Origin of the sequence: Streptomyces sp. NPDC058045 (genome assembly GCF_042885635.1) — a bacterium.
In the GTDB taxonomy this organism is placed as follows: Bacteria; Actinomycetota; Actinomycetes; order Streptomycetales; family Streptomycetaceae; genus Streptomyces.
In genome coordinates this window covers 17201-30703 of the sequence record NZ_JBHVRR010000060.1, presented here as the reverse complement: position 1 = coordinate 30703, position 13503 = coordinate 17201, and the positions used below count along the sequence as shown (strand labels likewise).

Here is a 13503-nt window from a genome sequence, read left to right as displayed (position 1 = left end):
CCACCACCCTGCACCGGTCCATCCCCACCACGAACGGACCAACCCGGCTCCGAAACCCGACGAAGAAGCGGCCCTCAAACAGCCCGGTAAAAACACGGTGTGAGTGCCGCGGTCCGGAGGGCAAGCTGCTCGGCAAGGCGTGCCCGCAGTTGTCGAAGAAGAATCACGGTGCCGTCCAGCTCCGGCAGGAGCTGCCGCTCGATGCCGAGGGGAAGCGCCGACCGTTTCGCCGCACCGGCTATGCCAGCGTGACGGACGCGCAGGCCGATCTCGCGAAACTACAGGCGATCCTCGCCCTGCCCGGAGACGACGAGGATGCCGCCCGTCGTGTCGGCGACCTTCTGCAGAACGTGATGCGAGACCGCCTCGAGATACCCGACGCGGCCGAGGTGTCCCGTCGGATCGGCGTGGGCGTGCCCCTCGACGGGGCGATGACGGTCGGCGAGTGGCTGGATATGTGGGTTGCGTCGAAGAAGACGAAGACGACTACCTCGAACGGCTACCGCTCGCACATCCGCGTGCACCTCAAGCCCGGCGTCGGGCACTACCGCCTGGACCGCTTCAACGTCGGCCATGTGCAGGAGTTCTTCGACGGCATCGACGCCGCCAACGAGGTCGTCGCCGCGGAGAACGAGGCCCGCCGTGAGCAGGAGGCGCGGGCGAAGTGGGGCAAGGCATCCCGGCCGCCCGCGGCCGAGTCGGCCCGGCTTGCGGTCGAGAGGGAGAAACTGGCCGCGATGCCGCCGTACCGGCTCATCACGGGGCCGGCCACGAAGCAGCGGATACGGGCGACGCTGCGTACCGCCCTCAACGGGGCGATCCGGCGGCAGCTCATCACCTTCAACCCGGCCGCGCATGTGGAACTCGCCTCGGGTAAGCGGCCGAAGGCCGTGCTGTGGACCGACCAGCACGTAGCGCACTGGCGGAAGACCGGGCAGAAGCCGTCCGCCGTCATGGTGTGGACGCCGCCGCAGATCGGCGCCTTCCTCGACGAGGCGGAGGCCTCCCGGCTGTATGCGTTCTTCCACCTGATCGCGTTCCGTGGGCTGCGCCGGGGTGAGGGCGTGGGCCAGGACTGGGTGAACGTGGACCTCGATGGTCAGGCCATCACCATCGCCAAGGAGATCGTGGTGGACGGCTGGACGCCGTTCGAGGACGACCCGAAGACGGATGGGTCCGCGGCGACGATCGGCCTCGACACGGTCAATGTGGCCGTCCTGCGCGCCCACCGCGAGCGCCAGGCCGCGGAGCGTGCCGAGTGGAACCGGTACGCCGCGGCCGAGCGGGCCAAGGGGAAGGACGTCGCGGACTGGGTGGACACCGGCAAGGTGTTCACGGACACCGACGGCGCGTGGCTGCACCCGGAGAAGGTGAGTGACGAGTTCCGCCGGATCTGCGTTCGCGCGGACCTGCCGCCGATCAACCTCCGGGACTTGCGGCACTGCGCGGCCACGCTCATCCATGCCGGCGGTGGGGACCTTCATGCGATCAAGGAGACGTTGCGGCACTCCACGATCAAGCTGGCGTCGGACACCTACACCTCCCTGTTGAAGGAGGTCGACCTGGAGATCGCGGAGAAGGCGGCGGCCCTGGTGCCTCGGGCGCGGAGGCCGCGCGATGATGCTGCCTTGGAGGACGTGTAGCGCGTATCCTGGGGGCGGACAACAGGGCTCCCGTTATCGCAGGTGACGGGGGCCTTCTTGCTGGCCCGCTGCTGGCCCGAACGCACTGGAACAAGCCGATACGGAACGGAACGAGGCGGCATGAGACAGGGGTTAACCGCTCCGATAAATCGCCCTGACCAGCAGCGTTCGGGATGTGCCGTCACGGGGCGGCACACTCCGAAACTGGGCGTATTGACGCACCCGGAGACTCATAATCCGTCGGTCCTGGGTTCGAGTCCCAGCCGCCCCACCCTGCGGATCTCCCAGAGGCCGTTCCCAGCTGCGGAAACGCGAGAGCGGGCGTCATCACTCCAGAGTGGTGGCGCCCGCTCACGCGTTCAGATCGCGATCCGGTGGGCAGACAGTGGAGGCGGGGCGAGTCAATCGTGCGCGGGCGGCGCCGAGTTGGCGGTGTGGGGGCTTCAAGTCCCGTGTCTTTTGCCCGGGTTGGGGTGTGGTGTGCCGATGGGGCCGATGGTCGGTGCGGGGCTGTGCAAATGGCGGATTTCCGCAGTTGCACAGACTTAAAATTTTGGAAAGTAAATTCTTGAGGCTGCTGGGTTCGTACCATCGAGATCCCATCTGGTCTGTAGGGGGACGCACTGAATGGCTGCGGCGGGAGAGTGCTGCGAGGTCGGTCTCGGCGACGGGGGCGAATGGGCCGGTGAGCAGGGGACGAATTGGTCGACTCTGGGCGGGATGGCGAGATTGTCCGAGGTGTGGCGGGTGCCGCTGGCCTCGCTGCGGCCTGCTGATTCCCCGCGCCGCGAACCGGAAGATGCTCATCATGTGCGTTTGCTTGCAAATTCCGGCATGTCGCTGATGCCGATCATTGTGCACCGTTCCACCATGCGCGTCGTGGACGGTACGCACCGGGTGCGGGCCGCCGCCCTGCGGGGAGACGAGGACATCGATGTCTGCTTTTTCGACGGATGCGAGCAGGATGCCTTTGTTTTCGCCGTTGCGTCCAATATCCGGCATGGGCTGCCGCTTTCCCTTTCGGAGCGTACGGCCGCGGCGGTGCGCATATTAGGTTCACATCCCGAGTGGTCCGACCGGGCCATCGCCTCGGTCACCGGACTGTCGCCCAAGACCGTGGGGGCGCAGCGTCAGAAAGCGGGTGGGATCAGCGAGGTCACCACCCGTATCGGCCGGGACGGCAGGGCGCGTCCGCTGAACAGTGCGGAAAGGCGCCGGGCCGCCGGGAAACTGATCCTTGAATTCCCCGAGGCCTCGCTGCGGGAAATCGCCAAGCAGGCGGGGATATCGCCCGGCACCGTCCGGGATGTCCGCGACCGGTTGAGCCGCGGTGAGGATGTGGTGCCGTCGCGCCAGCGGGGCGGCGGGGCCGGGGCGGCCGCTGATCCGGCCGGGATGTCGGAACGTCCGCTGGGTGAGGCCGGGGAGCAGTCCGTCGACCAGGCCGTCGGGGAGGCCATGGACGCCGCCGACATCTTCCGAAGTCTGTGCCGTGACCCTTCGCTGCGGTTGACCGAGAACGGGCGGCAGTTGCTGAGGATGGTGGAGGCGCAACTGCTGGATTCGCAGGTGTGGGACCGGGTGGCGCAGTCGGTGCCGCCGCACCGCGCGCAGAGCGTCTCGGCGCTGGCCCTGGAGTGCGCCCAGCAGTGGCAGCGCTTCGCCTCCCGTATCGAGGGCGAGCCGGCGTCGCCCGTGGCATGAACGGGCGGAGGGTCCGGGGGAGCCGGTCGTCGTGGTGTCAACTGCGGTGTTCGACTGTGTACTTGCCGCGCTTGCTCACCGTTGACGCCTGGTTTCCCGGCTGTTTGTCTGGCGCCTTGTGTATGCCGGACGAGCCTTCTGCGACACCGGGGAGTGCCGGAGAAAAGCCGTCGGCGGAGCGACCTGAATGGAGTGTGCGCCGATGCCCGACAACGCAGTGGATGCGGTTCCGTTCAATCCGAACGATCCCGGATTCCAGGCCGATCCCTATCCCGCGTACCGCAGGCTGCGTGATGAATTCCCATTGCTGCGCGGGCCGTTGGGAGCCTATCTCGTCAGCCGTTACGAGGACTGCGAATCGCTGCTCCGGGACCGGCGGATGGGCAAGGACTTCGCCAATTCGAAATTCTTCGAGCAGGTCATGGGGGAGGCGGGGGACGAGCCGCCGCCCTTCCTGGGGCTGGGGCTGGACGACTGGGACGCCAAGCTCTTCATGCTGACCGACCCACCGGAGCACACCCGGCTCCGGGGACTGGTCGCGCAGGCGTTCACCCCGGGCGTGATCAGCGGTCTGCGCCCCTCCGTCGCGGAGACGGTGGATGAATTGCTGGGTGAACTGCCCGAGGAATTCGACCTGATGGAGCGTCTGGCCACGCCCATGCCGATCCGGGTCCTGGGCCGAATGCTGGGTATTCCGGTCGAGGACCAGGACCGTTTCACCGCGTGGTCGTCGGAGATCGCCGGGCTGCTGGATCTGGACGTCGAATTGTCGGCGGAGGCCGCCGCGGCCCGCCGTAAGGCCGTCGCGGAATGCACTGGATACTTCCTGGAACTGGCCGGCCGGCGTTCCGGCGGTGCGGGGGACGACCTCATCTCCCATTTGGTCCGTGCCCGTGAGGAGGGCAGCGCGCTCACCCCGCAGGAGATCGCCGCCACCTGTGTGCTGCTGGTCGTCGCCGCGCAGGAGACCTTCTCCAACCTGCTGGGGAACGCGGCCATCGTGTTCGCGCGGCAGCCCGGTGCGTTCGCCCGGCTCGCCGCGGAGCCGGATGTGATGGACGCCATGCTGGACGAGATCATGCGTCTGGAGCCGCCAGCCCACCAGGTCGGGCGGATCGCCCTGGAGCCGATCGAACTGCACGGCCAGACCATTCAGCCCGGCGACGCGGTGATCCTGCTGGTGGCCTCGGGGAACCGGGACGAGCGGGCCTTCACCGACCCCGAGGTCCTGGACATCGACCGCAAGGGGCCCGCCCATCTGTCCTTCGGCCGCGGCATCCACTACTGCCTGGGCGCACCCCTCGCCACCATGATGGCCAGGGAGGCGCTGCTCGGCCTCACGGGGCGGATCTCCTCCGTGTCGCTGGTCGGTGAGGAGATCGCCTACAAGCCGGGTATGGGGCTGCGCGGCCCGGCGCGGCTCCCGGTCCGGGTCCAGAAGCGGGTGGGGTGAGGTGGGCCTCTCGGCGGCGGCCGGGCCGGAGGCGGCGCGGCCGTCCGCCGGCCGGGCCGTCCTGCTCCTGTTACGCAGTTGCAGCATCCGCTTCACCGCCTACTACTGGATCGGCTACGCGGCCGGTCTGGCCGCCAACGACCGGCTCGACCTCGGGTGGGCCCTGCTCGGCGTCCCCCTGTGGGCCGCGTACTGCGTGGGCACCGAGGCGGTGAACCGGCTGGCGGACCGTGCGGCGGACGCCATCAACCGTCCCGAACGGACCGGTCTGTGCGAGGAGTTCGGCTGGTCGCGGCTGACCGCGGTGGCCGTCGCCTCCTGGGTGGTCTTCGCCCTGGCCGGGGCCGGGCTGGTGTGGGCCCACCCCGGCTATGCGCTCCCGGCCGTCCTGCTGGTGGACATCGGTGTCGCGGTCGGCTACTCGATCGGTCCCGCGTTCAAGCGGCACCGGGTGCTGGCGCCGATCGCCCTCACCGCACCGCTGGTCACCCCCCTGCTCACGGGGTGGGCGATCCACGGCGGCACGGACACCCTGCTGTCACCGGTCCTCCCGGCCGCGGCCGTGCTCGCAGCGTTCAGCCTGGGTCTGTCGGGGATCAAGGACATCACCGATGTGGAGGGCGACAAGGAACTGGACTACGCCAGCCTGTGGCCGGTCCTCGTCCGGCTCTGGCGCGGCGCCGCCGTGTACGCCCTGACCGGTGCGCCGTTCGTCCTGCTGGTGCTCTTCGTGGTGCTGGGCGCGCTGCCGCCGGCCGCCCTGGCGGTCGTCCCGCTGGTGGTGCTCTCGGTGCTGGTGGTCGCCGCCGCGTCCCGGGCCGAGGAGCCCGCGGACCGCTCGGTGGCGCGCGAGGTGATGCACCAGTACACCTTCTACTTCCTCGTGCTGTGCCAGGCGGTGTGTGTGCCCGGACGGGCCGTGCTGCCGGCCGCCGTGCTGAGCATCGCCTACTGGCAACTGGCTTCCAAGTCCCTGCACTGGTCTGGCAGTCTGACGGTGTCACACCTGCGCCGCTGGACCCGCATCCTCCTCCCGCCGCCCACCGTGAAGAAGGCCCCGTGAAGCACAACGACATCGTGACCGTGGTCCGTGACGTCGTCGCCCGCATCCTGATCATGCCGAGCGAGCAAGTGTCTCCGAGCGCCCTCTTCTACGAGGATCTCGGCGGTGACTCCTTGCAGAAGCTGGAGGTCATAGCGAGCGTGGAGGCCCGGTTCGACTGCCGGCTCACCAACGAGGAGGCGGCCACCAGCAATTCCGTCGAGGACCTCGCCCGCCATGTCGCGCAGCATGTCGCGTGACGCCGCCGGGCGGCACCGAGTCGTGGTGACGGGCATGGGGCTGGCCACTCCGCTGGGAACGGAGATCGGCGAGTTCTGGCGCAATCTCACCGGCGGCGTGGTCGGCACCGGCCCGGTGACCCGCTTCGACACCGACCGCTACCCCACGCACCGGGCCGCCGAGGTGGCGGACCCCGAGTTGACCGCGCCCGACGCCACGGCGGACCCGGGCGCACCCCGGTCCGTCCGCTACCTGCGGCACTCGGTCGGGGCCGCGCTGGACCACGCCGGGCTGCCCGCGCACGACGGCCACCGGCGCGCGGGGATCGTCGTGGGAACGGTGATGGGGACCCGTCCGCATGTCGAGGAGCTCCGCCGCCAGGGCGTTCCGGAGGGCGCGGACCTCTCCTGGGACTCGCCCCAGACGCTCGCCGGCACCCCGGCACGGGACTTCGGCCTCCGCGGACCCCGGCATGTGGTCGCGGCGGGATGCGCGGCCGGCAACACCGCCATCGCCATGGCGGCGGACTGCATCCGCTCCGGCCAGGCCGACGCCATGGTCACCGGGGGAGTGGACGAACTCTCCGAAACCGTCTTCCAGTTGTTCACCACGCTCCGCGCCCTCGCCCCCGACCAGGTGCGCCCCTTCGACCGCAACCGTTCCGGAATGCTGCCCTCCGAAGGCGCCGGCGTCCTGGTCCTGGAGTCCTGGGAGCACGCCGCCCGCCGCGGCGCACCGGTACTGGCGGAGCTGAGCGGGTACGCCGTCGCCGCCGACGCCCACCACATGACGGCCCCGCACCCAGAGGGCGTCGGCATGGTCCGGTGTATGCGGGACAGCCTGGAGCAGGCCGGGTTCGAGCCGGGCGACGTGGACTACGTCAGCGCGCACGGGACCGGTACACCGGCCAACGACTCGCTGGAAGGGGCGTGCCTGGCCGGGTACTTCGGCGACCGTCCGGCCGTCTCCTCCGTCAAGGGAATGCTCGGCCACTCCCAGGGCGGTGCCAGCGCCATCGAGGCGATCGCCTGTGTGCTGGCCGTCCGGCACGGCCGCGTGCCGGGCAATCCCACCCTGCTGGACGTCGACGAGAGCTGCGCGGGCCTGGACCTGGTCCGCGGGCCCGCGCGCGACATGCCCGTACGGGTGGCGCTCAGCAACGCCTTCGGGTTCGGCGGGAACACCTCCGCGGTGGTCTTCGCCCGGGCCTAGGTCGTGCGCAAGCCTTGAGGCCGCGCCGCGGCCCGGACCGTCCCGTTCCACACGCTCTGGGGGTTGATGTGCGTAGAACGAACCTGCCGCCGCCGGCAGGAGTGGCCGTCACCGCGGTCGGTGCGGTGACCGCCTCCGGCACCACCGTCGCCGAACTCTTCGAGGACCTGCTGAACGGCCGGCGGCCCTTAACGACCCGGCGCGTCCCTCCCGTCGCCAACGCCCTGGTGGACGCCGCCGAAGCCGAGGACCGCGAAGTCCTCGCCGCCCATGTCACCGACCCGCTCGATCTGACCGAGGTGGTCGGGGCCAGGGCGGCGCGGGCGCTCAGCCGGGACAGCCGTCTGCTGATCCTCGCCGTGCACACCAGCGGGGCCGAGTGGGGCGCGGACGCGGACCGGACCGGTGTCGTTTTGGGCACCCTGCGGGCGGGCCGCAACGAGTACCTCGCCATCCATGACGCCGCCCGCGGCGGGGCGGGCCGGGTCAATCCGGTGTGGGGCCCGCAGGCCGGGTACAACGCGCCCGCCGCCCAACTCTCCATCCACCTCACGGCCCGCGGTCCCAATCTGACGCTCTCCTCCGGTACGACCGCCGGACTGGACGCGCTCGCCGTCGGCGCCGGGCAGGTGCTCGGGGGGACCTGCGACGCGGTGGTGGCCGCGGGACTCGACACCCTGTCGGGGGCCGTCGACGGTACGGGGGACGCGGCGCCGCTCCCGCCGGGGGAGGCCGCGGCCGTCCTCGTGCTGGAGGACGACCGGGCCGCCGCGGGACGGGCCCTGGCCCGGGTGCTCGGCACCGGCCAGGCCACCGCCGAAGCCGCCGACGGGATGGCAAGGGTGCGGCAGGAGGCGCTGGCCGGGGCCGCGGCGGAAGCGGTCCGGGCCGCGCTGCGGCAGGCCGGGCGGCTGCCGACCGAGGTGGCCCTGGCGGTGGCCGCCTCCGGTGCCGACCCGGTCGCGGAGGCGGCCCAACTGGCCGCCCTGGCCTTGGTGTTCGACACCAAGCTGCCGCTCTGCGTGCCCACCGCCACGACCGGTGGCACCGGCGGGGCGGATGGGGCCCTGGCCGCGGTGGTGGCCGTCGAGGCCCTCACCCGCGGTGTCGTACCGCCCGCGCCCGGGGACGGTCCGGTGGACGGGGGCGCGGTGCCGCTGACGGGTCCGCTCGGGATCTGTCTGGCCGTCGACCCCGGTGGGAGTGCCACCGCGGTCCTGCTGAGCAGTACCGACATGAAGACATGAAGGGGGACACCGCGGTATGAGTCTGCGAGAGGTGACATCGAACGCCGGCTGGTGGTATCTGGACCGGCACCTGGGCGGCCCGGCCGCCGACGCCCCGTGTCTGATCACCGAGGACGGTGAACTGACGTACCGCGCACTGCACTTGAGTGTCTGCCGGGCGGCCCGGGTGCTGACCGAGGCGGGTGTCGGGGCCGGTGAGCGGGTCGTGCTGGTGCTGAACGACTCGGCCACGTTCGTGGCGGGGGTGCTGGCGGCGATGCGGGTGGGGGCGGTGCCCGTCCCGGTCAGTCCGATGCTGACGCCGGCCGAGCAGCGCCATGTGGTGGCGGACAGCGGGGCCCGCGCGGTCGTCGTGGAGGACGCGGCGAGCGAGTCGGCCCGGGCGCTGGCCGATGGCTTCCCGGACGTGCTGATGTGGAGCGCGGGGCCCGCCGGCGGGACGGTCCGCGGCCTCACCGAGGACATGGCGCACAGCACTCCGCTGGAGTCGGTGGCCGCGCGGGCCCCGGAGGATCCCGCGGTCATCCAGTACACCTCCGGGAGCACCGGCCTGCCCAAGGGCGTCGTCCATCGGCACGGGGCGCTGCTGGCCTTCCCGGAGGGCTTCGGCGGCCATCTGCGGATCACCCCGCAGGACCGCTTCCTCTCCACGGCCAAACTGCCCTTCGGCTACGGCTTCGGGAACTCGCTGCTGCTGCCGTTCTCCGTCGGCGCCAGCGCCGTGCTCTTCCGCGGGCGCGCCGAACCGCACGCCGTGGCCGCGCTGATCGCGCGCACCCGTCCGACGCTGCTGTTCGCGGTGCCCACGCTCTACGCCGCGCTGCTGTCGCTGGCCGAGGCCGCGGAGCGCCCGGACTTCTCGACGGTGCGGCTCGCCGTGTCGGCGGGAGAGCATCTCGGCGCCCGGCTCAGCACCCGGCTCACCGAGGTCTTCGGCCTCACCGTGGTGAACGGCCTGGGCGCCACCGAGTGCCTGCACATCGTGCTGGCGTCCGAGCCCGGAGTCTCCCCGCCCGGCGCCACTGGCGTCCCGGTGCCCGGCGTCGAGGCCGAGGTGTGCGACGACGAGGGGCGGGTGCTGGACGACGGCGGCACCGGGCGGCTGAGGGTACGCGGCCCCGGCGTCGCGGACTGCTACTGGAACGCGCCCGACCTGAGCGCCGGGACCTTCCAGGACGGCTGGGTGTACACCGGCGACACCATGCGGCACGACCCCGAGCAGGGCTGGCTCTACCTCGGCCGCACCGACAACATCCTCAACGTGGGCGGGATGAAGATCCTGCCCTCGGAGGTGGAGGACGCCATCCTGGGCGTTCCGGGGGTCGACGCCTGCGCGGTGGTCGGGGTGCCCGACGAGGACGACATCGTCCGCATCGTCGCCCATGTGGTGCCGGCGGCACACACGGCGGACACCGCAGACGCGGCGGACGGGCTGACCGGGCGGATCCTGGCCGCCCTCAGAACGGAACTCCAGCCGTTCAAGCGGCCCCGGACGATCCGGCTGGTCGACGCGCTGCCCACCACGTCCACCGGGAAGACGGCCCGTTTTGTCATCCGGCAGCGGGAGCAGCGGGAGAGGGAGCGGCAGCCATGAGATCGGGTCCCCAGCGGGTCGTACTGAAGCAGGGCACCGGATTCCGGCTCATCTGCCTGCCGTTCGCGGGCGGTTCGGCGCGGTCGTTCGTCAAGCTGGCCCGGCACACCCCGGACGACTGGGAGGTCGTCGCCGTGCAGCCGCCGCCCCTGTCCGAGGGCGGCGCGCTGGACCTGGACGGGCTGGCGGAGTTCTACCTCGGGCTGCTCGCCGGTGAACTGCACGGGCCGGGGCTGCTGTTCGGGCACAGCCTGGGTGCCGCGGTGGCCCACCGCATGGCCCGGCTGCGCGCCCCCGACCCGTCCGAGGACCTGCATCTGGTGCTGTCGGCCCCGCCGGCGCCGGTGGCCCCGGCGAGTGACCTGGTGGACCTGGACGACGCCGGGCTGTTCGCGTTGGCCACCCGCCGCGGATTCCTCCCCGAGTGGGGTGTCTCCCAGGACTTCGCGATGCGGTTCCTCCTGCCGAATCTGCGGGCGGATCTCGCCGTCCTGGGGAAGCGGGGATGGGTACCGGAGCCGGTCGCCATGCCGGTGCACCTGCTCGGCGGAAGCCACGACATCGCCGCCCCGCCGGCCTCGCTCGCCGCGCTGGACGTCCTCGCCCCGCGCTCGACGCACCTGGTGGACGGCGGACATCTGTACGTCACCGAGCAGCCGGAGGAGACCGCGCGGGCCCTGGTCCGCATCGGCCGCGAGGCGGGGGCGCCCGGTCCCTCGGAGGCGGACCAGACCGTGGCCTGAACACGCGGGCGCCAACTGCCGTGCGGAGCAGGTGCTTTGTAGGGTGCGTGATCATGAATTGTCCGTACCGGACGCACTGCGCGGCGCCACCGCAGCCGAACCCGCCGAAGCGCGCCGAAGCCATCTGAAGCCCGCTGAAGCTCGATGAGGAGAACCGAAATGAGCAGCAAGGACGCATCAACCGAGTTCTTAGTGCTGGCACTTGACGACCCCGGGGCGCTGGACCGCTCCGTGGTCGGGGCCAAGGCCGCCGTGCTGGCCCAGATGAAGCGTGCGGGCTTCCCCGTGCCCGACGGCTGTGTGTTCACCGCGCGGGCCATGGTCCGGCATGTGTCGGGGCTGGAGTCCGCGACCGCCGAAGCGGTGCGCGAGCGCCCGCTCGACGACGAGGTGCGCGCCGCCGTGGCGGAGGTGGCCGGCCGCCTCACCGGCCCGCTCGCGGTCCGCTCCTCGGGCGTGGACGAGGACGGTGCGCACGCCTCCCACGCCGGGCAGTACACGACGATCCTCGGCGTCGAGGGCGAGAAGGCGCTCGACGAGGCCCTCCGCGGCTGCTGGGCCTCCGGCTTCGGCTCGGTGGTGCGCGAGTACCGCAGTACGGCCGGTGCGGCGGGCGACGCCCCGCTCGCCGTACTGGTGCAGCGGATGGTCCCGGCCGACACCGCCGGAGTCGCCTTCACCGTCAACCCGGTGACCGGAGCCCGCGACGAGGTCCTCGTCAGCGCGGTGCCCGGGGTGGGCGAGCGGTTGGTGTCGGGTGAGGTCTCGCCCGACGAGTGGACGGTGCCCGCGGGCGGCGGCGAACCGGTCAACACCGAGGGCCGGCACGGTGCCCTCACCGCGGACCAGGCCCGGGAGATCGCCGCCCTGGCCGAGCGGGTCGCCGAGGTCATGGGCGGCCCCACCGACATCGAGTGGGCGCGCGCGGACGGCCGGCTCCACCTCCTCCAGGCCCGGCCGATCACCGCCATCGCCGACCCCGCTCCGGAACCGGTCGCCATCCCGATCACGCCCCCGCGGGGCTTCTGGGTGAAGGACAGCACCCACGCCCCGCTCCCGCTGCTGCCGATGAGCCGGGACCTGCTGGCGTACAACAACACCGTTCTGCAGCAGGTGTGCGCGGAGTTCGGCCTGCTGCTCAAGGGGATGTTCTTCGAGACGATCGGCGGCTGGCGCTATATGGCCACCGTGCCGCTGCCGCCGGCCGAGGCGCCGGAACGCATCGCCGTCTGCGCCGAGGCCCTGCGTACCGACGCCGCGGGCCGGGCGATCGGCGAGTGGACCGACACGGTCCGCCCGCGGTTCGCCGACCGCATCGCGGCGTTGCGCGCGGTCGACCTGGGGTCCCTCTCCGACGAGGAACTCGCCGGGCATGTGCGGGAGGTGCACCGGCTGCACCGGGACGGCACCGAGACGCACTTCCGCCTGCTGGGCGCGGTGTCCATCGCGCTCGGCCGGTTCGGCCTGTTCGTCACGGGCGAGCTGGGCTGGGACCAGGGCCGCGCCTTCGAGCTGCTGACCGGGCTGTCCACGGAGAGCACCGGGCCCGCCCGCGCGATGGCGGACCTGGCCGGGCAGGTCGGCCGGCTGCTCGGCGGAACCCCCGACCTCGCCGCCCTCCGCGAACTCCTCGCCGACAACGAGGAGTTCGCCGCCGCCTTCGAGGACTACCGCCGCGAGTACGGCTGCCGTGCGTTGCAGTACGAACTGGCGAACCCGGCGCTGGGCGAGCGGCCCGAGCTGATCCTTTCCCTGCTGCGGGACCAGATCGTCCAGGACAGCGACCTGGGGCAGCAGGCCCGTTCGGCGGCCGACGCCCGCTCGGAAGCGGTGGAGAAGGCCCGCGCCCAGTTGGCGGGACGCGAGGAGGCCACCCGGTTCGACGCCCTGCTCGCCGGCGCGGAGCAGGCCTACCCGGTGCGCGAGGACAACGAGTACTGGACCGTCAGCGCGCCCGACGCACTGCTGCGCTGGGCCGTGCTGGAGATCGCCGAGCGGCTGGTGGGGCGCGGCCTGATCGACCGTGCCGACCAGGTGTTCTTCCTGGAGGTCGAGGAGGCACACCGGGCGTTCCTCGACGGCACCGACATCAAGGACGTGGTGGCGCGGCGCCGCGGGGAGCACCGCTGGGCCCTGGAGAACCCCGGCCCGGACAGCTACGGCGAGCGCCCCGGCCCGCCGCCCGCCATGGACCAACTGCCCCCCGTGGTGCGGGAGACCATGGGCGGCTTCCAGTGGACCATGCAGCACATGGGCGGGGCGCCGTCCGCCCCCGCGCGGGGCGGCGACAGCCGGATCGCCGGGGTGCCCGGTTCGGCCGGGCGCTACACCGGCCTGGTCCGCGTCGTGCTCAACGAGGGCGAGTTCGACAAGATCCGCGCCGGTGACGTGCTGGTGTGCCCCATCACCTCGCCGGTCTGGTCGGTGGTCTTCCCGAGCATCGGCGCCCTGGTCACCGACGTCGGCGGCGCCCTGTCCCACGCGGCGATCATCGCCCGGGAGTACGGCGTCCCGGCCACCCTCGCCACGGGCAACGGCACCGAGGTCCTCACGGACGGAATGCTGGTGACCGTCGACGGCGCCGCGGGCACCGTCGAGGTGCTCGAAGGGCGGTGACCGCCCCGG

Annotated in this window: 10 protein-coding genes and 1 tRNA gene; all 11 read left to right on the top strand. The window is 71.8% G+C overall.

The window, feature by feature from the left end:
* Nucleotides 1-149: 149 nt before the first annotated feature.
* The 11 genes from xerC to ACFVST_RS25760 all read left to right on the top strand — a co-directional run bounded on the left by xerC (nucleotide 150) and on the right by ACFVST_RS25760 (nucleotide 13494).
* The gene (gene xerC / locus ACFVST_RS25810; RefSeq protein WP_390155973.1) at nucleotides 150-1643 is read left to right on the top strand and encodes a tyrosine recombinase XerC; all 1494 of its coding nucleotides are present in this window, start codon (nucleotides 150-152) and stop codon (nucleotides 1641-1643) included.
* 185 nt (nucleotides 1644-1828) lie between these two features.
* Nucleotides 1829-1914: transfer RNA gene (locus ACFVST_RS25805), tRNA-OTHER, on the top strand.
* Nucleotides 1915-2390: 476 nt separating this feature from the next.
* A complete protein-coding gene (locus ACFVST_RS25800; RefSeq protein WP_390155972.1) occupies nucleotides 2391-3347 on the top strand; it encodes a ParB N-terminal domain-containing protein in 957 nt (318 codons plus the stop codon).
* Nucleotides 3348-3549: 202 nt separating this feature from the next.
* Nucleotides 3550-4800, top strand: coding sequence for a cytochrome P450 (locus tag ACFVST_RS25795; RefSeq protein ID WP_390155971.1), 1251 nt, complete (start codon nucleotides 3550-3552; stop codon nucleotides 4798-4800).
* A 1-nt stretch (nucleotide 4801) separates the two neighbouring features.
* The gene (locus ACFVST_RS25790) at nucleotides 4802-5863 is read left to right on the top strand and encodes a UbiA family prenyltransferase (RefSeq protein ID WP_390155970.1); all 1062 of its coding nucleotides are present in this window, start codon (nucleotides 4802-4804) and stop codon (nucleotides 5861-5863) included.
* Nucleotides 5860-6102 (top strand): acyl carrier protein, encoded by a 243-nt coding sequence (locus ACFVST_RS25785; RefSeq protein WP_390155969.1) that lies wholly within the window; start codon nucleotides 5860-5862, stop codon nucleotides 6100-6102. The genes ACFVST_RS25790 and ACFVST_RS25785 overlap by 4 nt, the downstream gene beginning before the upstream one ends.
* Complete coding sequence (locus ACFVST_RS25780; protein WP_390155968.1) at nucleotides 6080-7294, top strand: beta-ketoacyl-[acyl-carrier-protein] synthase family protein; 1215 nt, start codon at nucleotides 6080-6082, stop codon at nucleotides 7292-7294. The genes ACFVST_RS25785 and ACFVST_RS25780 overlap by 23 nt, the downstream gene beginning before the upstream one ends.
* A 68-nt stretch (nucleotides 7295-7362) precedes the next feature.
* Complete coding sequence (locus ACFVST_RS25775) at nucleotides 7363-8541, top strand: beta-ketoacyl synthase N-terminal-like domain-containing protein (protein WP_390155967.1); 1179 nt, start codon at nucleotides 7363-7365, stop codon at nucleotides 8539-8541.
* 31 nt (nucleotides 8542-8572) lie between these two features.
* The gene (locus ACFVST_RS25770; RefSeq protein WP_390155966.1) at nucleotides 8573-10135 is read left to right on the top strand and encodes an AMP-binding protein; all 1563 of its coding nucleotides are present in this window, start codon (nucleotides 8573-8575) and stop codon (nucleotides 10133-10135) included.
* Complete coding sequence (locus ACFVST_RS25765) at nucleotides 10132-10878, top strand: thioesterase II family protein (RefSeq protein WP_390155965.1); 747 nt, start codon at nucleotides 10132-10134, stop codon at nucleotides 10876-10878. Before ACFVST_RS25770 ends, ACFVST_RS25765 begins: the two co-directional genes overlap by 4 nt.
* A gap of 159 nt (nucleotides 10879-11037) precedes the next feature.
* The gene (locus ACFVST_RS25760) at nucleotides 11038-13494 is read left to right on the top strand and encodes a PEP/pyruvate-binding domain-containing protein (RefSeq protein ID WP_390155964.1); all 2457 of its coding nucleotides are present in this window, start codon (nucleotides 11038-11040) and stop codon (nucleotides 13492-13494) included.
* The last annotated feature ends 9 nt before the right edge of the window (nucleotides 13495-13503 follow it).

Bases quoted from the DNA above. Each gene is read 5' to 3' on its own strand.
- ACFVST_RS25795 (WP_390155971.1), top strand. From the start codon at position 3,550: ATGCCCGACAACGCAGTGGATGCGGTTCCGTTCAATCCGAACGATCCC.
- ACFVST_RS25780 (WP_390155968.1), top strand. From the start codon at position 6,080: ATGTCGCGCAGCATGTCGCGTGACGCCGCCGGGCGGCACCGAGTCGTG.
- ACFVST_RS25765 (WP_390155965.1), top strand. From the start codon at position 10,132: ATGAGATCGGGTCCCCAGCGGGTCGTACTGAAGCAGGGCACCGGATTC.
- ACFVST_RS25760 (WP_390155964.1), top strand. From the start codon at position 11,038: ATGAGCAGCAAGGACGCATCAACCGAGTTCTTAGTGCTGGCACTTGAC.